Origin of the sequence: Sorangium sp. So ce131 (assembly GCF_051519095.1) — a bacterium.
In the GTDB taxonomy this organism is placed as follows: Bacteria; Myxococcota_A; Polyangia; order Polyangiales; family Polyangiaceae; genus Sorangium.
Window position 1 is genome coordinate 4,185,373 of record NZ_CP150455.1, and the last position, 20,880, is coordinate 4,206,252.

The 20,880-nt window shown below is 73.6% G+C and carries 15 protein-coding genes; 8 read left to right on the forward strand and 7 right to left on the reverse strand.

The window, feature by feature from the left end; translation table 11 throughout:
* Positions 1 to 45: 45 nt before the first annotated feature.
* Positions 46 to 702, forward strand: coding sequence for a Crp/Fnr family transcriptional regulator (locus tag WMF43_RS15450; RefSeq protein ID WP_437681056.1), 657 nt, complete (start codon positions 46 to 48; stop codon positions 700 to 702).
* 16 nt (positions 703 to 718) lie between these two features.
* Entirely contained in the window at positions 719 to 1,474 is a 756-nt protein-coding gene (locus WMF43_RS15455; protein ID WP_437681057.1) for an MBL fold metallo-hydrolase, read from the forward strand.
* A 279-nt stretch (positions 1,475 to 1,753) separates the two neighbouring features.
* Here WMF43_RS15455 and WMF43_RS15460 read toward each other — a convergent pair whose 3' ends face one another.
* The 3 genes from WMF43_RS15460 to WMF43_RS15470 all read right to left on the reverse strand — a co-directional run bounded on the left by WMF43_RS15460 (position 1,754) and on the right by WMF43_RS15470 (position 6,040).
* Positions 1,754 to 2,572, reverse strand: a complete 819-nt coding sequence (locus tag WMF43_RS15460; RefSeq protein ID WP_437681059.1) for a PP2C family protein-serine/threonine phosphatase — start codon at positions 2,570 to 2,572, stop codon at positions 1,754 to 1,756.
* Between the two features lie 230 nt (positions 2,573 to 2,802).
* The gene (locus WMF43_RS15465) at positions 2,803 to 4,443 is read right to left on the reverse strand and encodes an FAD-dependent oxidoreductase (RefSeq protein ID WP_437681061.1); all 1,641 of its coding nucleotides are present in this window, start codon (positions 4,441 to 4,443) and stop codon (positions 2,803 to 2,805) included.
* Positions 4,444 to 4,447: 4 nt separating this feature from the next.
* Complete coding sequence (locus WMF43_RS15470) at positions 4,448 to 6,040, reverse strand: polyamine aminopropyltransferase (protein WP_437681063.1); 1,593 nt, start codon at positions 6,038 to 6,040, stop codon at positions 4,448 to 4,450.
* A gap of 76 nt (positions 6,041 to 6,116) precedes the next feature.
* Between WMF43_RS15470 and WMF43_RS15475 the strand changes: the two genes are divergently transcribed.
* The 6 genes from WMF43_RS15475 (at position 6,117) to WMF43_RS15500 (ending at position 15,639) form a co-directional block, all read left to right on the forward strand.
* Positions 6,117 to 7,586: a DUF4178 domain-containing protein gene (locus WMF43_RS15475; protein ID WP_437681065.1), complete on the forward strand. Its 1,470-nt coding sequence runs from the start codon at positions 6,117 to 6,119 to the stop codon at positions 7,584 to 7,586.
* 301 nt (positions 7,587 to 7,887) lie between these two features.
* Positions 7,888 to 8,196 (forward strand): hypothetical protein, encoded by a 309-nt coding sequence (locus WMF43_RS15480; protein WP_437681067.1) that lies wholly within the window; start codon positions 7,888 to 7,890, stop codon positions 8,194 to 8,196.
* 240 nt (positions 8,197 to 8,436) lie between these two features.
* Positions 8,437 to 9,537 carry a hypothetical protein gene (locus tag WMF43_RS15485; protein ID WP_437681068.1) on the forward strand — a complete coding sequence of 367 codons (1,101 nt, stop codon included), beginning with the start codon at positions 8,437 to 8,439 and terminating at the stop codon, positions 9,535 to 9,537.
* Positions 9,534 to 11,546: a hypothetical protein gene (locus tag WMF43_RS15490; protein WP_437681070.1), complete on the forward strand. Its 2,013-nt coding sequence runs from the start codon at positions 9,534 to 9,536 to the stop codon at positions 11,544 to 11,546. The genes WMF43_RS15485 and WMF43_RS15490 overlap by 4 nt, the downstream gene beginning before the upstream one ends.
* Positions 11,547 to 11,809: 263 nt before the next feature.
* Positions 11,810 to 14,149: an ATP-binding protein gene (locus WMF43_RS15495; RefSeq protein ID WP_437681072.1), complete on the forward strand. Its 2,340-nt coding sequence runs from the start codon at positions 11,810 to 11,812 to the stop codon at positions 14,147 to 14,149.
* Positions 14,146 to 15,639, forward strand: coding sequence for a sigma-54-dependent transcriptional regulator (locus tag WMF43_RS15500; RefSeq protein WP_437681073.1), 1,494 nt, complete (start codon positions 14,146 to 14,148; stop codon positions 15,637 to 15,639). The genes WMF43_RS15495 and WMF43_RS15500 overlap by 4 nt, the downstream gene beginning before the upstream one ends.
* A gap of 27 nt (positions 15,640 to 15,666) precedes the next feature.
* On the opposite strand, the gene WMF43_RS15505 is transcribed toward WMF43_RS15500, so the two are convergent.
* From WMF43_RS15505 to WMF43_RS15520, 4 genes are all read right to left on the reverse strand, one after another.
* Positions 15,667 to 16,968 (reverse strand): UDP-glucose dehydrogenase family protein, encoded by a 1,302-nt coding sequence (locus WMF43_RS15505; protein WP_437681075.1) that lies wholly within the window; start codon positions 16,966 to 16,968, stop codon positions 15,667 to 15,669.
* A gap of 201 nt (positions 16,969 to 17,169) precedes the next feature.
* Positions 17,170 to 18,876, reverse strand: coding sequence for a L,D-transpeptidase (locus WMF43_RS15510; RefSeq protein WP_437681077.1), 1,707 nt, complete (start codon positions 18,874 to 18,876; stop codon positions 17,170 to 17,172).
* 326 nt (positions 18,877 to 19,202) lie between these two features.
* The gene (locus WMF43_RS15515; protein ID WP_437681079.1) at positions 19,203 to 19,961 is read right to left on the reverse strand and encodes a CDP-alcohol phosphatidyltransferase family protein; all 759 of its coding nucleotides are present in this window, start codon (positions 19,959 to 19,961) and stop codon (positions 19,203 to 19,205) included.
* Between the two features lie 96 nt (positions 19,962 to 20,057).
* Entirely contained in the window at positions 20,058 to 20,738 is a 681-nt protein-coding gene (locus tag WMF43_RS15520) for a Uma2 family endonuclease (RefSeq protein ID WP_437681081.1), read from the reverse strand.
* Positions 20,739 to 20,880: the final 142 nt, after the last annotated feature.

Below are 20,880 nucleotides of genomic sequence, written 5' to 3' on the forward strand. Positions count from 1 at the left end.
CTGGCTTTTTGACCCGCCGTCACGGGGGGCGCTAGACTCCTCGCAATGTCGGAGTCGTCGTTCGCCCGCTATGGCCGCGAGTACGTGCCGGGCGACGTGCTCTTCCGCGAAGGTGAGTCCGGCGACGTCATGTTCGTCATCCAATCCGGCGCTGTTCGGATCACCAAATCGGTCGCGGGCGAGGACAAGCTGCTCGCCGTGCTCGGGCCCGGCGAGTTCGTCGGCGAGATGGCGATCCTCAACCAGAAGCCGCGGAACGCGACCGCCACGGTCACCGAGCCGTCCCGCTGCCTCGTGATCGAGGCGCGGAAGCTGGAGACCATGCTGCAGAGCAACGCCGAGATCGCGTTCCGGCTCATCAAGAAGCTCGCGAAGCGGCTCGACGCGGCGGACGCGCTCGTCGACATCCTCATGCACCGGGACCCGAAGGCGCGGGTGATGCTCGCCCTCGCGCGCCACGCCGAGGCGTTCGGGCAACACACGCCGGAGGGCATCCGGATCCGCACCTCGGCCGCGGACCTCGCGCGCGAGGTGGACGTCGACCTCGCGATCGTCGACGAGGTGATGGCCCGGCTCCGCCGGCTGAAGCTGCTCGCGGACGGGCCGCCAGCACGCGCCGCGATCGTGGTGACCGACCTGCAGCGTTTCCTGGATTTCATAGAATTCCTGGAGACGCCGCAGAAGTTCGGTGGAGAGAGCTGAGCCGGTGGAACTCCGGGTGGTTGGCTGCCACGGGGGGGAGACCCCCAAGCATCGGACGTGCGCGTTCCTCGTGGACGACGTCCTCGCCATCGACGCGGGGTCGCTGACGAGCGGGCTCGAGGTGAAGGAGCAGATGCGGATCGAGGCGTGCCTCGTGAGCCATGCGCACCTCGATCACATCCGCGATCTGGCCACGCTCGCGGACAACCGCTGCCAGCTCGAGTGCCCGCCGCTCGTGGTCGCGGGCACGCGCGAGACGCTGCGCACGCTGAAGAAGCACTTCTTCAACGGCGTGCTCTGGCCCGATTTCGCGGTGATCCCGACCCCGGCGCGCCCGACCATCCAGTACCTCGAGCTCAAGCCGGAGCGCCCCACGCCGGTCGCCGGGCGCGTCGTGCGCGCGGTGCACGTGTCCCACACCATCGACGCGTCGGCGTTCGTGATCGAGGGCAGCGGCGGCTCGATCGCGTACAGCGGCGACACCGGCCCGACCGAGCGTCTCTGGGAGGTGCTGAACCAGCAGCAGGACCTCCGCGCGTTGCTCATGGAGGTCAGCTTCCCCGATCGCGAGCAGCGGCTCGCCACGGTGAGCGGCCACCACACGCCGCAGACGCTCGCCACCGAGCTCAGGAAGTACCGCGCGCCGAAGGACCTCCCGACGATGCTCTACCACATCAAGCCGGTGTTCCAGGCCGAGGTGGAGCGCGAGTGCGCCGCGCTGCAGGGCCTGAACCTCGAGGTCCTCCAGCTGCTCGACCACTTCGTCCTGTAGCCGCGCCGCGCGCGCTGTAGCCGCGCCGCGCGCGTGTAGCCGCGTCGCGTGCTGTGGCCGCGCCGCGCGCGCTCGGGATCACGTCGCCGGCGCCGGTCGCCACCGAGCGAGCCCGCTCGCCGGCGTCGCCGACCCTCGTCCCGGCTTCGCGGCGACGTGCGACGGGCCGCGAGGGCGCCCGCTCGCCGGTGTCGCCGACCTTCGCCGCGGCTGCGCGACGTCCGCCGCGCCCGCGAGGGCGCGCGCCGCGCCCGCGAGCAGGCGCCCGGCCGGAGCGCCCTACCGGCTCTCTTGCGTCGGCTCGTCGGGGAAGTTGCGCTTGCCGTCGGGGACCTCCTCGACGCGCGCCAGGACGACCGTGATGTTGTCCGTGCCGCCGAAGTAGTTCGCCCGATCGATGAGCGCCTTGCACGCCGCGTCCAGCGAGCCGCTCGACATCACGAGCTCGAGGATCTGATCGTCGCTCACGAGCCCGGACAGCCCGTCCGAGCACAGGAGGTACACGTCGCCGTGGCGCGTCTCGTCCGTCACCAGATCGACGAGCACGTCCTCGCGGATGCCGAGCGCGCGCGTGATGACGTTCGCGGGCAGCTGCCGGACCTCCTCCTCGGTCATCCACGGCGCCATGTGCGCCGCGTCGCTGACGAGCGAGTGATCGCGCGTGAGCTGCGTGATCTGGCTGTCGCGCAGCCGGTAGCAGCGGCTGTCCCCGACGTGGCCGACCGTGACGTGCTCGGCGTCCTTGGAGAACATCGCCGCCACGATCGTCGTGCCCATCCCGAAGTCGGCGAGCGTCTTCAGCGAGCGATCGAAGATGCGCCGGTTCGCGAGCCGGAGGCCGGTGACGACGTAGTTCTCCTCCTCGGTGAGGTTCGGATCGGCAGGGAACGGCCAGGTCGCGTCCCTCCCCACCGTCACGGACAGGAAGTCCGAGAGCGTCGACACGGCAAGCTGGCTCGCGACGTCGCCCGAGCGGTGTCCGCCCATGCCATCCGCCACGGCCACGACACGGTACTCCTCGCTGACGAGGAGGTTGTCCTCATTGTGGTCCCGGAGCAGCCCGGTATCCGTCATCCCGGCAAACCGGGTCCGCAACATGGGCAGAGAGTAGACGCGGAGCAGGGGGGCAGCGCAAGTTCAAGGCGAGGGCAAAGCGGAAATCCTGGGCCGAATCTCCCGGCGAGGCCGCCCTCCGCGGCCAAGAACCGGCCGGCGGCGGGGCGACAGACCCTCCCGGAGGCGCCCGACCCCGGCGCGCACTTTGCTCTTGAAAGATGGGAGGGGACGTGGATTTCCCCGCCGCGCTCCGCCGCGACGGGCGCGCGAGCTCAGAGCCAGCTCTCGCCGATCGCGATCCCGAGCGCGCCCGCGACCGCCTCCGCGGCGCGGACGCCGCACGCCTGCGCCTCCTCGAACAGCGCCATCCCCGGCTGATCCACGTGCGCCCAGGCGACGCGCTCGTCGAGCAGGCACAGCGGCTCGAACGGCCGCGGGCCGAGGAAGCCCGGGCGCGGGCGCGGCATCGCGTGCCCCCAGATCATGACGTCCATCCGCGCGACGTCGTCGCGCAGGTGCGGGTGCGCCGGCGCGAGATCGCGCAGCACGCCGTCGGCGAGCGCCTCCCACGGCGCGCCGAGCAGCGCCGCGCGCGCGGCCGCGACGTCGGGCCCGCCGAACGCGCGGTAGTAGGTCAGCACGGTGCGCTGCATCGGCGTCGAGAGGCTCGAGCGCTGCGCGGTCCCCGCGGCGAGATCGGTGAGCTGGTGGCGCGCGTCGACGTAGCCGAGCCCCTCCGCCTCGTAGAGGACCGAGTCCCACGCGTGATCGGGATCCACCGGCCGCTCGACGTGCAGGTTCGCCACGAGCCACGCCGACGCGGCCCGCTCGGGCAGCGCGCGCGCCGCGCCGGCCGCGAAGATCCGGCGCGCCACGAACGCCGGCGCCGCGAGGATCGCGGCGCGCGCCTCGACGCGGCGCGCCTCGCCGCGCGCCACGTCGAGGTAGCCGACCTCCACGCGCCCGCCCCGCAGCGGGCGCACCGACGTGACGAGCGCCCCCAGTGACACGCGCGGCGCCGCGCGCTCGAGCAGCTCGCGCGCGAGCCGGCCGTTGCCCTCCGGCCAGACGAGGTAGTGGCTGCCCGCGAGCTCCGGCGCGCGCGCCTTGCGCCCCGCGAAGTAGTGCAGCCCCGCCCACGCCGAGATCTCCTCGGGCGCGCCGCCGAAGTCGTCGAGCATCGCGTAGCGCACGTACCAGCGCAGGAACGGCGTGTGGTACCCCTCGCGGTCGAGCCACGCCGCCATGCTCATCCGGTCGAGCTCGAGCAGCGCGGGGTCGCGCGACGAGCGCTCGAGCGGGATCTGGAACGCCGCGCGGCCGTCGTTGCCGGTGCGCTCCGTGAGCTCGGCCTCGAGCGCGTGGAACCTGTCGAGCTCGCCCTGCTCCTCGGGCGAGAGCGCGTCGATCGGCGCGAGGCCGGCGTGCCACGCGCCCTTGTAGAACAGGCGCTCGCCCGGCGCGTGGCAGAGCCTCCGCGGATCGAACCTGGGGCGCCCGGCCGCGTCCCAGCCGGTCACGACGCCCATCTGCTCGAGCAGCCGCAGCGTCGCGCGCGCCTCCACGTTCGGCGCGGCGAGGTAGTGCGCGCCCCACGGGTACGGCACGACCCCGTCGTCGCCCCACGCGCTCGTGCCGCCGGGCCGCGGCTCGAGCTCGAGCACGCGCAGGTCGAGCCCGGCGCCGGCGAGCCGCCACGCGGCCGACAGCCCGCTCACCCCGCCCCCGACGATGACGACGTCCGCGCGCTCGACCGGACCGCTCGCGGCGCCCGGCGGAGCCGCGCCGCGGAGCAGGTGCCCCGCGCCGTGCGCCGCGCCGACGATCCTGCCGCCGAGCGGCGGCCGAGCGGGCGCGGCCGCGTGCACGAGCCAGCCCGCCGCGACGGAGCTCAGGAAGCCGCGCCGGTCCACGGGGCTACCGCGACCACTCCGCCCACTCGCGCGTGTACACGGCGACGAGCTTCTGGTCGTTCAGCCGGTTGACCGGCGCCTCGACGCGGCCGATGTCGCGCGGGAACCGGAACAGCTCCGGCACGCCGCTCGCGTCGAGGAAGCGCAGCCCCGCCGGATCGATCCGGAGCGCGCCGGGCGCGGTGAGCCCCTCGCCGCCGGCGAGGATGAAGCCCCACTCGCCGAAGCTCGGCACGTAGACGTGCAGCGGCGCGGTCGTGAAGCCGGCCGCCTCGAGCGTGGTCACGACGCACCAGAACGACTCGCGCGCGTACTGCGGCGACGTCGCCTGGATCACGGCGACCCCGCGCACGGACAGGCGCTGCCGGAGCAGGTGGTAGAACGCGTCCGTGTACAGCTTGCCGACGGCGTAGTTGCCCGGATCGGGGAAGTCGACGATCGCGAGGTCGAACGACTCGATCGACTCCTCGAGGTACTTGAACGCGTCCTCGTTGCGGACGGCGACGCGCGGATCGCGCAGCGAGCCGCGGTTCAGATCGGCGGCGAGCGGCAGGTCGCGGAAGGCGGTGGTGACCGCGGCGTCGAGGTCGACGAGCAGGATCTGCTCGACGGACGGGTAGCGGAGCAGCTCGCGCGCGGCGAGCCCGTCGCCGCCGCCCAGGATCAGCGCGCGCCGAGGATCGCGCCCGAGCGCGGCGACGGCCGGGTGCACGAGCACCTCGTGGTAGCGGTGCTCGTCGTCCGACGAGAACTGGAGGTTGCCGTTGAGGAAGAGGCGCGTCGTGCGCGGGCTCTTCGTGATGACGAGCCGCTGGTAGGGCGACTGCGCCGCGTAGACGATCGGCGCCCCGAAGTAGAGCGCCTCCGAGCGCTCGATGAACCGCGAGACCAGCGCGAACGCGACCCCGAGCCCCGCGATGACGACGATGCAGAGCGCCCGCAGCCGGGCGACGACCGCGCGCTCGAGCGGGAAGAGGAACGTGCTCGTCAGCGCGACCGCCGCGTTCAGCAGGCCGAAGAAGAGGCTCGTCCGGTGGATGCCGAGGCGCGGCAAGAGGAGCGAGGGGAAGAGCAGGCTGGCGGCGAGCGCGCCGATGTAGTCGAGGGTGAGCACCCGCGCGACGAGCCGCTTCAGGTCGAGCGAGAAGTTGAGCAGCCGGATGAGCAGCGGGATCTCGAGCCCGACGAGCACGCCGATGAGCAGCACGAGCCCGTAGAGGAGCGCGCGGAACGCGCCGAGCGCGGTGTAGGCCCGGAACAGCATCGGCGCGGAGAGCCCGCCGACGAGCGCGAGGCCGAGCTCGATCTCGACGAAGCGCTCGAGCAGGCGGGCCTCGACGTACTGCGAGAGGTACGAGCCGATCCCCATCGCGAAGAGGTAGAGGCCGATGACGAAGCTGAACTGCGTCACCGAGTCGCCGAGGACGTAGCTCGCGAGCGTGCCGGTGATGAGCTCGTAAACGAGCCCCGACGTGGCGATGACGAACACGCTCGCGAGCAGCGCCGGGTGCACGAGCCGCGGCATCGGCTGCGCCGCCGGCGCGCCCTCGGCGGTGGCGCCCTCGGCGCCGGTGGAGCTCACCTCGGTGGCCGGCATCGGCGCGGTCCTAGCACTGCTCGCGCGGGACAACAGCCTCGCTGTGCGGGCGCGGAGCTTCTAGTATGTTGCTCGCGTGAGCACGCCCTTCGACCGCGCAGCCGCGTGCCCCTCGTGCGGCGCGCCGATCACGTTCCGCTTCGCGGGCGCGATGGCCCAGGTGTGCAAGCACTGCAAGTTCGTGGTGGCCCGCACCGACCGGGACCTCCGCGCCGTCGGCCGCGTCGCCGATCTGGTCGAGATCCCCACGCCGCTCCAGCTCGGGGTCACCGGCCGCTGGGGCAACGAGCCGTTCGTGGTCGACGGCCGCGTGCAGCTCGACCGCGCCGGCGCGCCGGGCGCGCCCTGGCAGGAGATCTTCATCGCGTTCCCGGCCAGCGGCCGCTGGACGTGGGTCGCGTACGCCCAGGGGCGCTGGTACGCGACCAGCGAGGCGCCGCTCCCGCTGAACGGGCTCCCGCCGTGGACCTCCCTCCAGCCCGGCGGCCGCGTCCACCTCGAGGGGCACGGCGTGTTCACCGTCGTCGAGGTCGGCCGACGGCGCGTGATCTCGGCCGAAGGGGAGATGCCCTACGTCGCCGCGCCGGGCGTGGTGACCGGGTTCGCCGACATCGCGGGGCCGAGGGGCGAGTTCGGGACGCTCGACTACGGCGACGGCCGGAGCATCCCGCCGAAGCTCTACCTGGGCCGGCAGATCGACCCGGCGGTGATGCAGCTCGACACCGGCGCGCCCGTGGAGACGCCCACGGCGCAGGTGACGGCCGTGGCGTGCCCGAACTGCGGCGGCAACCTCCCGCTCGCCGCGCCCGGCACCGCGGAGCGCATCGTCTGCCGCTACTGCGGCACGGCGAGCGACCTCGCGAACGGCGCGCTCGTCGCGCTCGGCAAGGCCCCCCGGCCGCCCGAGGAGCCGTACCTCCCGCTCGGCGCCGAGGGCCAGCTCCGCGGCATGCGCGTCCTCTGCATCGGCTACGTCATCCGTGGCTGTACGGTCGAGGGCGAGCGTTACCGCTGGCGGGAGTACCTCCTCTATGGCGGGCCGCGCGTCGGCTACCTGTGGCTCATGGAGGAGGACGGCGCCTGGCAGCTGGTCACGCCGCTCTCGGCCGGCGAGGTGCACGTGAGCGGACCGACCGCGCACTACCAGGGGCGGACGTACACCTGGAAGCAGAGCGTCCAGGCCCAGGTGGAGTACGTGATCGGCGAGTTCTACTGGAAGGTGGAGATCGGCGAGTCCGTCCAGGCCACGGAGTACCAGGGGCCCGACGGCACGCTGAGCATCGAGCAGGCCCCGACCGAGGTCAGCACCTCGTTCTGTGCGCCGCTGCCCGGCAAGGAGCTCGCCGCCGCCTTCCACCTGGCGCCGCCGCCGAAGCCCGGCCTCGGCGGCGAGGGGACGAGCTCGCGCGCCGTCCTTCTCATCGTCGTCATCGTCCTCGTGCTCATCGCGCTCGTCCTCTTCAGCGATTGCGGGAGCGGCGGCGGCTCCGGCGGCGTGATTTTCGTCCCAAGCGTCGGCGGCCCGAGCTTCGGCGGCGGGAAGTGATCCAGCCGAGCTGTTGAATTCGGCTGCTCTTGAATTGACCGCGTTGCGCTGAGGAAGGCGTGTTTCCGGCTCGTATCGAGTCCGGTGCACTGGACGCGGCGATGTCCACCCTCGCGGTGAGGGCGCTCTCAGAAAGCACGGAACGGTCGAATCCGGGCATGGGATGGTCGGTTTCGGGTACCGCTCGGCGCCGTTCGCCCGCTGGGGTCGAGTAATTTCAATGGGTTAGACGTTGGCTGGCGGCGGCCCGCGACGTGCAATGGGGCGCGCCGGTGCCGGCGCGGACCGGCGAGGGAACGCCATGCAAACCACGCATTCGATCGATCCGCACGCCCAGCTGCGCGCGCTCTACGTCTCGCTGCTCCGTAACCAGGAGTACTTCGACGAGTTCAAGCAGCTGCTCGCCCTCTACATCGTGTCGCCGGAGGCCGACGAGGAGCCGGAGGACGCCGCGAGCGTCCGCGCGCAGCTGAACAGCCGTATCCGCGCCTGGATCGGCGGCTTCTTCGACGGGCTGAGCGCCGCCCAGGTGCTCCAGTGGCGGGCGATCGTCGTGGAGGAGCGCTTCAACGTGTGCCTGTCGCCCTGGAAGGAGTCGAACGTCTATTGATGCTGCGACGAAGGAGTCAGGCGGGGTCCCACCGCCATCGTCGTGCGCCCCACCGGCGCGGCTCCGCCCCGGTGCCACACGCCGGGGCGCGCCCACACGCCGGGGCGCGCCCACACGCCGGGGCGCGCCCACACGCCGGGGCGCGCCCACACGCCGGGGCGCGCCCACACGCCCGCATGCGGCGGACGCCAGGCGCGCCGTCGCGGCGCGCCCCGCTCCGGCCGATGGAGGTGCCCGCCCATGGATGAAGCCCAGTGGGTGGATGAGCTCTACAAGGCGTTCTGGCGGACGCTCCCCGGGATGCTGCACGCCGAGGCGCAGGGGTTGGCCTACACGCTCGGCCTGTCGCCCTCGCGGGACGTGCCCTGGAGCGCCGTGTTCAGCAACGAGATCACGCTGGCCGCGCCCGCGCTGCTCGCGGAGGCCATGCCGAACGTCCGGGGGGCCACGGTGCAGGACGCGCTGCTCGCGCACCTGCTCGCCGTGATCGAGGCGTTCGGCACCGATCGCATCAAGGACGCGCAGGTCCGCCCGACGTGGCAGCTGGAGGCGATCCTCGCCCACGCGCGGCGGGCCCGCGACGCCGCCCTCGCCCGCGTGGCGCCCGGCGTCGACGACCCGGCCATCGACTTCGCCAGCGCCGACGACGAGACGCTGCGCGCCATCGAGGCCGAGCGCAGCCTGCTCGCGAGCGGCGAGCCCGCGGACTTCAGCCGCTACTACGAGCTCTCCCTCCGGAAGCAGCGCGTCGGCTTCCCGGCGTCGATCGCCCTCGCCCACGCCGCGGGCTGGACGGCCGCGCAGCGCGCGGCGCTCGAGCGGCTGCTCTCGTCGGTGTGGCTCGGGCTGCAGCTCCACGATGACGTGATGGACTGGCAGGACGACTACCAGCGAGGCGGCGCCTGGGCCGTCGTCCTCGCCTCGGAGCTCCGCGCGCGCGGGCAGGGGGAGCCCGAGGAGCGCGCGCCGGACCGCGCCTCCGGGTCGCTCCACCGCGCGACCGGCGCGTTCGGCCCGTTCGCCACGCCGCCCTGGGGCATCGAGGCGACCCCGCGAGCGCAGAGCGAGCCGCCGCCGGCGTCCAGCGCGCCCTCGCCCCTGATCCCCGTCCGCCGCATGGTCTTCGACTCCGGCGTCCTCGCGGCGATGCTCGACGGCGAGCGCCTGTGCTTCCGCGCCGCGCGGCGGCGGGCCGCCGTGCTCGGCGCCCGCCGCGTCGCCGCGTGGGCCGAGGGGAGGGAGGCGCAGGCGCGGGAGCTCGCGCGGTGCGAGGCCGAGAGCCCCGGCTTCGCCAACCGCGCCCACGGGCTCAACGCCTGGGCCAAGGCCGTGCTCGCGTGAGCCGTGGCCGCGGCGCGGCCACCCGGGCAGCCCTTCAGCGCGCGGCCGCCGGGGGGGAAGCTCCGCCCGCGGCCGCCAAGGGGGAAGCTCCGCCCGCGGCCGCCAAGGGGGAAGCTCCGCCCGCGGCCGCCGGGGGGGCCCCGCGCCCGCGGCGAAAGCCCTGGGACTTCGGGTATGCCCCCGTTCCCACCGCCGCGGGCGACGACGACGGTGGTCCCCTCGATCTGGTCGTCGCCGCGGCCGACCCCGTGGCGCCCGGCGCCGTGGCCGCGGCGCTCGCGGCGCGCTGGCCCGACACGGCGGTCGAGCCGGTCCTCTACCGGGCGCCGATCTTCTGGCTCCGCGTTCGCTCGCCCGCCCCCGGGCGGCGCGCCGAGGTCGCCGCGGCGCTCGCCGCCGCGGCGATCCCGGTGCGGTACGTCGCCTCCGCGCTGCGCCCGAGCGCCGCCGTCGCCCCCCGGTTCGACGCCGCCGCGGCCGCCGCAGCCCGGCCCGACAGCGCGTGGACGACGCGCTCCCCGTCGGAGGGGGACGAGCCCGAGACGCCCGGCCGCTGGTTCCTGCGCGCCGAGGGCGGCGGGATCGGCGTCGATCGCCGCCGCTCGGGGAGCGGCGCCGGGACGCGCCTCGCGGTCATCGACGACGACGCCTGGGCGGCCGACGATCTCGGCCTCGACCGCGAGGTGCTCGTCATGCTCGAGCACCCGCCGCGCAGCCAGGCGCACGGCGCGTTCATGGTCGCCTGGGCCGTCGGGGGCCGGCGCCCCGGCGGGTTCCGCGGCGTCGCGCCGGACGCCTCGCCGCGGCTCTACCTGATCCCGAAGCCGGGCTCGTGTGTGCTCGCCCTGCCGGTCGCCCTCGTGCGTGCGGTCAGCGACGGCGCCGACGTCGTGGTCTGCGCCGCCTATGTCGAGGGCTCGACCACCCCCATGCTGGACGACGCGATCGAGTTCGCCGTCCGCCTCGGGCGCCGCGGGCGAGGCTGCCCCGTCGTCTTCCCGACCGGCCGCGAGGCCTCGAGCCCCCCCGAGTCGCTGCACGCGAGCTTCTCCCTCGGGTTCGGCGAGCCCGCGAGCGACCCCCGGGTGTTCTGCGTCGGCCCGAGCGGCCACGACGGCGGGTGGTTCCTCTGGCGGGACCGCCGGGGGCGCAGCCGCCCCTTCGCGAACCGCGGCCCGGCGGTGCGCTGGCTCGCGCCCGGCGACGATCTCGCCCGCCCGATCCCGCCGGCGCCCGGCGCCGATCCCGCGGTCGAGCGGCTCTGCCACGCCGAGTCGAGCGGGGCCTCGGCCCTCGCCGCGGGCGCCCTGCTGCTCGTGCTCTCGCGGAACCCCGCGCTCCGCTTGCCCGAGCTCGACGCCCTCGTCACGCGCACGCTCACCCCGGTGCCGCCGGCGGCGCCCGCGTGGGCCGCGCCGGTCGCCGATCCCTGGGATCTCCTCCCGGACGCGCGCGACCGCGACGGACACAACGCGAAGCACGGCTACGGCCGCATCGACGCGGGCCGGGCCTGCCTCGCGGCCGGCGATCCGATCGCGCTCGCGCTCGTGCTGATCGGCGAGGACGGCGCCGCGCGCGCCTTCCGCGGCGCCCGCGGCCTGTACTCGCGCCGCCTCGCGCGCTGGGCCGTCCGGGCGCTGCTCGCCGATCCGAGCCTCTGCCACGGCGCCTGCGCGCTCGCGCGCCACGCCCGCCTCGTCGCGGGCGACGCGCGGCGCCGGCGCGCCCACGGCCCAGGCACGGTGCTGCGGCAGCTGTCGGTCCTCGCCCGGGGCTTCGCCGCGAGCCGCCTGGCCCCGCCGCCCCCGCCGCGCGTGCGCGACGAGCTCACCGCCCTCGTCGACCGGCTCGTGCGAGCGGCGACCGACCCCGCGGCGAGGGACGCCGTCGAGTCACACTTCGGAGACCTGGTCGACACGATGTTTGCAAATACCGTCGACACGGACGTGAACACGGACGCCCAGACGGACGTGAACACGGGCGCCCACGCGGACCCGACGCCGACGTGACCGCCGCTACCAGCGCCGAGCCCCGCGCGTGAACAGGCGGTGCGCGCCGGGCGACGTGTCGGGCCGCAGGTGGCGTGATCCCCCTCGCATCTCCGGGAGGAAACGTAATGAACCTCGCGGAACATCGCCGCGGCGAGGCGCCGGCCGCGCGGGAGAACGCGGCGTCGTCGCCGCGGCCGGCGCGCGAGCCCCGTTGGTTCACCCGGGGTTCCAGCGTATCGTGAGTGGCTCGGGGCGCAATTTTCGCGCTGCCGTAGCTCGCGATGCCAGCTATCGAGAATCGGCGTTGGCTCTTTGCGGCGGTCGTCCTCGCGGCGCTCGTGCTGGGCGGCTTCGGGATGCGCAACGCCTTGATCTGGTACGAACGCCCGTTTCCCGGCGTCCTCGTGGATCCGGACGGCGTGGTGTCGAGCCTCGGGCGGCCGTCCTGGGAGGGGTTCCAGAAGGGCCTCCGGTTTCCGGACCGCATCGTCGAGGTCAACGGCTGGCGCCTCGAGAGCACCGTGGGGCGCTACCGCGCGAGCGCGTGGGACGCCGCGGTCGAGCAGGCCGCGCGCGAGGGGCAGCGCTCGGTGGTCGCCCGCGTCGAGACGCGGGAGGGGCTGCGCGACGTCGAGCTCGCCCTCGTGCCGCTCGACCCGCTCGCCTGGTGGTTCTACGCCGGCGGCCTGATGGTCGTCGCCGCGCTCCACGTGGGCGCCGCGCTCATCGCCCTGATCGCCAGCCCGCGCGGCAAGCTCGCCCGCGCCTTCGCGAGCACCGCCCTGTTCGCCGGGCTCTTCCAGTTCACGCTGTTCGACTACCACAGCTCGCGCGACCTCGTTCCGTTCTTCCACGTCGCCTACGCGCTCGTCCCCGTGAGCTTCTTCATCCTGCCGCTGCGGCTGCCGGACGACGTCGGGCTCCTCGCGCGGCGCCCCGCGGCCGTCCGGATCGCCGGCGGGCTCGGCGGGCTGCTCGCCGCCGGCATGCTCGCGACGCACGCCATCGGCTGGACCACCGTCGCGCTCCGGAACATCTGCGCGCTCCTGTTCGTCGTGTCGTTCTTCTTCTTCGTGATCACCCTGATCGTGCGCTACGTCGCGGCGTCGGGGGACCGCCGCCGCGCGCTCGGCGCGATGCTCCTCGCGATGGCGCCGCCCAAGGTCGTGCTCGGCCTCGGCTTCCTCCTGGCCATGCTCGGCGCCTCGGCGTCGACGCTCGCGTGGTTCGCCGTCCCGGCGCTCGCCTTCACCCCGGTCGCGAGCGTCGTCGCGTTCATCCGCTACGATCTCTGGGGGAGCCGCGCGCTGCTCTCGCGCCCGCACACGCGCGTCATCCTCGGCGGCATGATGGTCGCGCTCACCGTGATCCTCTGCTCCGCCTGCGCGGGGTACGCCGGCCTGCCGCTGCTCGGCGCGATCAAGGTCGCCGCGCCCGCCGCGGTGATCGGCGCGGGGCTCGTGGTGTTCGCGCTCGGCGCGGGCGACCGGAAGCTGTTCCCGGCGCGCGCGGAGTACAAGCCCACGATCGAGCAGCTCAGCGAGGAGCTCACGCTCGTCACCGACCCCGAGGACGTCGCGGACGCGGTCGAGCGCACCGTGGCGCGCTGGCTTCCCTGCGAGCGCGTCGTCTTCCGGCGCGTCGCGGTCGACGCGGGCGACGGCGCCGGCGAGGCGGAGCCCCGGGACGCCGAGCCGAGCGGCGAGCGGCTGATCGGGCTCGGCGGCCCCGACCCCAGCGCGAGCGAGCTCTCGCTGACGGTCATGTTCCGCGGCCGGCTGCTCGGCGTGCTCGAGGTGGGCAGGAAGCGCGGCGGCGCCCTGTTCACGAGCGAGGACCTCGACCTGCTCCGCACGATCGGCAACCAGGCCGCGCTCGCCATGGCGCACGCCCACAGCTACGCCGAGCTGGAGCGGCGCCGCCGCGAGCAGGCCGCCGCGTGGCGCGACGAGCGCGCGGCGCTCATCGAGACGCTCGCGGCCGAGATCACCCACGAGGTGCGTTACCCCATCAACTTCTTCCGCTCGGTGTTCAAGCGGGGATCGAGCGGACAGAGCCTCGACGCCGAGGAGGTCGAGATCGGCTGCGAGGAGGTCGAGCGCCTCGAGCGCCTCGTGATGGGGCTGCGCCGGGTGACGCACCGGCGGCTCGAGCGCCGCCGCCTCGCGGTCGAGGAGCTCGTGAGCCGGGCGGAGATGCTCCTGCGCGATCAGCTCGGCAAGCGGCGGATCGAGGCGCGGGTGAGCGGGGCGGCGCTGCTCAGCTGCGACCCCGACCAGGCGACGCAGGTGCTCGTGAACCTCCTCTCGAACGGCCTCGACGCGGCCGGCGAGAAGGGGGCGGTCGGCGTCATCTGGGAGCCGCCCGCGTCGGCCGAGGGCGGCGCGGAGCTCGTCGTCTGGGACTCGGGGCCGGGCGTCGCGGGAGACGCCGCGCGGATCTTCGCGCCCTGGTACACTACGAAGCCGCGTGGGACCGGGCTCGGGCTCGCGATCACGCACCGGATCGTCCGGGCCCACGGATGGTCCATCAACCCGGAGCGGCGGGACGGCAGGACGTGGTTCGTCATCTCCGTCCCGGCCGCCGACGTCGCCATGAGCGCAGAGAACGAGGTCGCGTGAAGATCCTGGTCGTCGATGATCAGCGGAGCGGTCGCCGCACGCTGCGGCAGATCCTCGCGGCGCTCGACGGGGTCGAGGTGCTGGAGGCGGCCGGCCTGGACGACGCGCTCTCGGCGGTGGAGCGGGGCGCGCCCGATCTCCTGCTGCTCGACGTGCGCCTCTCGGACGACCCGCGCGACCGCGGGGGCCTCGAGATCCTGCGGCGGGTGCGGGCCTCCGGGCGCAGCACGCCGGCGGTCATGGTCACCTCGATCAGCGAGCTGTCCGAGATCCGCGAGGCGATGCGGCTCGGCGCGCAGGACTACGTGCTGAAGGACGAGCTCTGCCCGGAGATGCTGCTGCCGATCATCGAGGGCCAGCGCGAGCGGCTCTTGCTCAAGGGCGAGGTGGTGCGGCTGCGCGAGCGGGTCGAACGCACGTTCGGCACGAAGGCGATCCTCGGCTCGTCCGCGGCGATGGAGCGCGTGCGCCGGATCATCGAGCGGGTGGCGGAGTCGAGCAAGACGGTGCTCATCCGCGGCGAGACCGGCAGCGGCAAGGAGATGGTCGCGCGCGCGCTGCACGAGATGAGCTCGCGCCGCGGCGAGCCGTTCGTGGCGGTCAACTGCTCGGCGCTGCCGGGGACGCTGATCGAGTCGCTCATCTTCGGCCACGAGCGCGGCGCGTTCACGGGCGCGGAGAAGCGCATGCGCGGCCAGCTCGAGCTCGCGGGCGCGGGCACCATCCTGCTCGACGAGATCGCCGAGATGCCCGGCGAGCTCCAGGCGAAGCTCCTCCGCGTGCTCGAGGACCGCCGCTTCCGCCCGCTCGGCGCCGAGTCGGAGATCCCGCTGCGCGCCCGGGTCCTCGCCGCGACCCACGTGGACCTCGAGAAGCGCATCAGCGAGGGGCGCTTCCGGGAGGACCTCTTCTACCGGCTCAACGTGGTGACGGTGCACGTGCCGTCGCTCGCCGAGCGCGACGCGGATCTCATCGAGCTCCTGCTCGCCTTCACCGCGGAGCTCCCGCGCAAGCTCCGCTACACCGACGACGCGATCGCGTGGCTCGTCCGGCGGCCGTGGCCGGGCAACGTGCGGGAGCTCCGGAACGTGGTCGAGCGGCTGGCGCTGCTCGCGGACGAGGACCTCATCGACGTGCCGACGCTCGAGGAGCTCGCCCGCGAGCGGCCGGTGGTCGACGCGACCGCGGAGATCGACCGGCTGGCGCGCGCGCTGCTGGCGCTCCCGGAGCGGCTCGGGTCGAAGCTCCGCGTGATCGAGCGGGCGGTGCTGCACCACGCGATCGAGAGCTGCGGCGGCAACAAGGCGGCCGCGGCCCGGCTCATCGGCGTGGACCGGAAGATGCTCGAGCGGCGCTGGGACCGGCACACCGGCGAGGACCCGCCGAGCAGCAGCCGCCGGCTCGCGATGCCGCCGTCGCCGCGGCTGTTCGGCGAGGAGCCGCCGAGCAGCCGGCGGATCACGATGCCCTCGGACCCGAGCGACAGCTGAGCGACGGCTGCGCGGGGGGGCGCGCCGCTACTTCCTGCCGATGCCGGTGTAGAGGAAGCCCATGCCGCGGAGCTCGTCGGGCTCCCAGACGTTGCGCCCGTCGAAGAGCGCCGGGGAGCTCAGGATGCGCTTCAGCCGGTGGAAGTCGGGGCGGCGGTACTCGTGCCACTCGGTCACGACGACGAGCGCGTCCGCGCCCTCGGCCGCGCCGTACATGCCGTCGCTCAGGAGGATCCGGTTGCCGTAGATGGCGCGCACGTTCGGCATCGCCTGCGGGTCGTGCGCCTGGACCGTGGCGCCCGCCTCGAGCAGCTCGTCGATCAGCGTGAGCGCGGGCGCCTCGCGGATGTCGTCGGTCTGCGGCTTGAACGCGAGCCCCCAGACCGCGATCGTCTTCCCCTTCAGCGCGCCGTCGAAGTGCGCGCGCACCTTGGCCGCGAGCACGCGCTTCTGCCGCGCGTTCACCCGCTCCGTCGCGCGGACGATCTCGAGGTCGTGCCCCACGGTGCCCGCGGTGTAGAGGATGGCCGAGAGGTCCTTCGGGAAACACGAGCCGCCGAAGCCCGGGCCGGCGAAGAGGAACTTCGTGCCGATGCGCGGGTCGGCCCCGACGCCCTTGCGCACGAGCTCGATGTCGGCGCCGACCTTCTCCGCGAGCAGCGCGAGGTCGTTCATGAACGAGATGCGCGACGCGAGCAGGGCGTTCGCCGCGTACTTGGTGAGCTCGGCGGAGCGGGCGTCCATCAGCTGGATGCGGTCGCTCGCCCGGACGAACGGGTTGTAGAGGTGGCGCAGGATCTCGCGCGCCTTCGGGTCGTCCGAGCCGATGATCACGCGGTCGGGCTTCATGAAGTCGTTCACCGCGTCGCCCTCCTTGAGGAACTCCGGGTTCGACGCGACGGCGAACGGCTGCGCGGTGTGCGCGCCGATGATCTGCCGGAGCCGGTCCGCCGTCCCGACGGGGACGGTGCTCTTCGTGGCGATCACCTTGAAATTGTTCAGGTTCTTGCCGATCGTCTCGCCGACGGCCTCGACGGCGGACAGGTCCGCGGAGCCGTCCTCGGCCTGCGGCGTGCCGACGGCGATGAAGACGATCTCGGCGTCGCGGATCGCGCCCGCGACGTCGGTGGAGAACCGCAACCTGCCGTCGCGGGTGTTCTTGGCGATGAGCACATCGAGGCCGGGCTCGTAGATCGGCATCTCTCCGCGCTTCAGCATCTCGATCTTGGCGGCGGACACGTCGACGCACGCGACGTCGTTCCCGAAGTCCGCGAACCCCGCGCCGGCCACGAGGCCGACATACCCTGTTCCCACGACGGCAAGCTGCATGCGCGGGACGCTACCACGACTCGGCCATCGTTCACGCCCGTTCACGCCCGTTCACGCGGCCAGTCGCGCGAAGTGTGATCCTCGATCGATCTGTCCCGCTCCTCGGGAGTGCGCGCCGGGTCGGCCCGCGCGCGCTCGCGCTTCCCCCGGCGGCGGCGCGGGGGGCTGCCGGGCGCTTGACGCCGCGGGGCGTCCCGTGGATCAGGGGTGCACGAACACCACGGTTCCGGTGAGCGAGCGCGCGGCGCCGTGCCACCCCGGCGGGACCGCGGGCTCGGTCCAGAAGAACAGGCGGCGCGCGTCCTCCGGAGAGAGGTTGATGCAGCCGTGGCTCTTCGGGCGGCCGAACTTGTCGTGCCAGTAGGCGCCGTGCAGCGCATACCCGTCCTCGAAGTACTGCACGTAGGGGACGTCGCGCAGCTCGAACTCCTCGCCCACCGCGTCGGAGTCCATGGTGATGGAGATGTACTTCGTGTGGATACGGAAGATCCCGCGCTTCGTCGCGGTGGTGGTCTCGTGGTCGCCGAGCCCCGCCTCGCCGCTCGAGATCAGCGTGGCGTAGACGGGCTTCGTGCCCTCGTACGCGACGAGGATCTGCTTCGTGAGGTTGACGTCGAGCCATTTCTCGCCGTTCTTCCCCCAGGCGGGCATCTTCTTCGCGGGCTCGACGCGGCCGGCGTGGCGGTCGTCGATCCAGGCGCCGTCCTTCGTCTCGTAGTGGAGCTTGCCCCCGAAGAACTGCTGCTTTCCGGTGAGGGGCACGGCCGCGCGCCACTCGAGCTCTCCGTCGTCCACAAGCTTCTTGCCCTCGGTGCGCCACCGCTTGCCGCCGGCGCGGCGCACGAGGGCGAAGGGGAAGTCGATGTCCTTGCCGATCTCGACGCCGTGGAAGTCGGAGCCGCGGATGGGGCGGAAGCGATCGGCGGGGACGACGCGGAGATCGGTGGTGACGTTGTAGCGGCGGCCCTCGTGGAGGAAGGACTCGAGGAAGGCCATGCCGTTGCGCCGGGAGATCTCGTCGATCCTGACGGCGTCGTCGGTCTTGATGAGGCCGGAGAGGTTGGGGGCGCGGCGGCCGTCGCGCAAGAACCAGGGGATGTCCGGGTCGGTGACGCGCTGCGCGAGCGCGTCGAGCGCGGGCGGCGCGGGGCGCTGGCTCCACTTGAGCCAGACGTCGAGGCCGTAGGTGGCGCCGCTCTCCTCGTCCTTGGCCCAGCGGTCGAGGTGCTTCTTGAGGCTCGGCTCGTGCCGCGCGAGGTCGTCCTCGGTGGGGATGCGCGCGTAGGCGGGGCCGCCGCGCGTCACGATGCCGTACATGTACGGGAGCTTGTGGGTGACGTCGGGGCGGCGCGCCGCGGCGCGGACGATCTCGTGGTCGAGGTCGAGCGTGGCGTCGGGGCCGAGGCACACGTAGCCGAACGGCTTGATCTTGCGGAAACCTCCGGGGCAGCCGTCCGTGCCGGCCGGCTCCGGATCCATCTCGACGACGGCGCCGGCGCGGAGGAAGCCGACGCGCTTCGCGCCGGCGCTGGGCCGGGCGTAGACGCGGGTGAGCATCGCCATGCTGGCGAGCCGCGGGCTGCCCTCGGGCGGCGGCGGCGGCACGTTGGCGACGCCGCCCAGCGTGACGAGCGGCGCGCTCGCGGGCTGGCCGGGCGGGGGCTCGTCCTCGGCCGGGGCAGGGGAGGAGGGCGAGGAGGCGCCGGGAGGGGAGAGTCCCTGGGCGGTGTCCTTCGCGCCCGCGGCGCCCTGGACCTCGACCGGGGATTCCGGGGCGCTGCCGCGCTCGCCGCAGCCCGGCAGGAGCGCGGCGAGGGCGAGCAGCGCGAACGCAGGGCGGCTCGCCGCGGGCGTGGCTCGAACGCGCGTTCGGTGCAGCGTGGGCATGGCGGGGAGACGGTAATGCACGGGAGGGGGAGAGAGGCTAATTTTCGGCGGGCGGGATCGGCGAGCGGCGCGGCCCCCCGGCGATCGGGCGCCGCGCGACGGGGGCGCTGGAGGGCGCGCCACGTACTGCGGGAGGGCGGCTGTCGGGGAACGGGAGACAGGGAATCAGACGGCCTGCGATCAGAACGACAGGAACTCCTCCGTCGAGGCCGATATCGCCCCTCCCGGAGCGCGTCGTCGCTTCATCCATCCTCAGCTGGCGCGGACTCTGCGCCTTCGATCGACCGCCGCGCAAACCCCGCGGTCAGCAAGGACGCCCGCACCTCGCCGGGTCCCACCCCGGGTCGCTACGCGCGCCCGAACCTGAGGAGCAGGCCGAGCCAGCCCCTCGCGAGGTAGAGGCCGTTGATCAGCACGTAGATCCAGAAGAACACGTCGAGCCGGCCCGCGAGCGCGAATGCCCAGATGTGGCTCGGGTAATGGTTGAGGAAGCGGAGGAACGTGGTCACGAGCGCCGCGGCCCGGGCGGCGGGCGTCTCGGGCCGACTCTCGGCGACGGTCTCGTAATAGGCAGAGACGGTCGTCTCCCTGCCGCTGATCTCCGGGCGGCGGACGAAGTTCGTCAGCGAGATCGCCGAGGCGATCACCGCGACGCCGACGACGCCGGCGAGCAGGAAGCGCGGGTCGCCGGCGGGCCAGAGGGCGGCGTCGAGCCCGAGGCCGCCGCCGCGGAAGAAGCGCACCGAGAGCGCGCCGGAGAGGAGCACCGCCTTGAGCTCGTCCGTGAAGAAGTCGAAGAGGTGGCCCTCCTTCGACGCGAGCTGCTTGTGGCGCGCGAGCATCCCGTCGGCGCAGTCGAGCAGGTAACTCAGCTCGAGGACGCCGACGGCGAGCAGGCCGCCCGACGTGGTGGGCAGGGCGACGAGCAGCGCCGCGGCGACCACGAACACGGCGAGGTTGAGCAGCGTCACCTGGTTCGGCGTGACCGCGGTCCGCGCGAGGAGCGCGACCGCGCCGGCGGCGAGCGGGCGCATGACGTAGGTGTTGAAGAGCTGATCGTGCTTCTTCCGCGTGGCCAGGTAGATCCGCTTCGCTTCGCCGAGCATGCGGGGCGCATCCTAGTACAGCGCCCCTCCGATGCCCCACGGCATCCGCCTGGCCGGCGCGACGTTCCGCGCGCCGCCGGAGCGCCCCGGCCGCGCTCAGCCGCCGCGCTGCCGCCGGAGCTCGGCCTCGAGCTCGGCGATGCGGCGCTCCGCCGCCTTTGCCCTGGCCTCTGCAGCTTCCTCGGAGGTCAGCACGAGGTCGCGGCCCTGGGGATCGCGGGCGAGACGGAGCGCCGCGGGCATCTCCTCGAGCGGCACCACCACCCAGTGAAGGCCGAGGACGTCGCACGCGGCGTGATCCGCCTCGACCTCGCGCTCGACCAGATCGCCCTGGAGCCGGTCCCACACCCGGAGCCGGTGCCCCTCGGGGGCCGCTGGATCGAAGCGGACGAGCTCGAGAACGCCGAGCTCGTGGTAGCGGTCCAGCTTCTCGTCCCAGTCGGTCGCGTCGTCGTCGCTCTCGCTGACGATCTCGACCGCGAGCTCGGGCGCCCCGCGCTCCCACGTCTTCCACGAGCGGAACGTCGTGTCCGGCGTCCCGAGGCGCACGAAGGCGTCTGGGGCCAGGCACCGCCGCGGGTTCGAGGCGAGCCAGTACACGAACTGATCGCTGCCGATCGTGTGCCGGTCGGCAAAGGTCTTGAGCACGAGGTAAAGCAGCGTTCGCAGCTCGAGGTGGCGCTTGGTCTCGGGCACGGTGGCGTGATCGGGGAAGTGCAGGGGCGAGGGGGCGCGGCGGTGTCGCCGCAGCGCTGCCGGCTTTCCGGTGGCGAGCATCACGGCCATGATAGCGCCCGGCCCCGCCCGGGTCGACAGCGCGGCGCGGGCGCGCGGACGGCCCGCGGACGGAGCGCGAGCGAGCCCATCGGAACGAGCCGGCCGAGCGGCTTCCCTCGCGCGATAAGAACGATTATTCAGG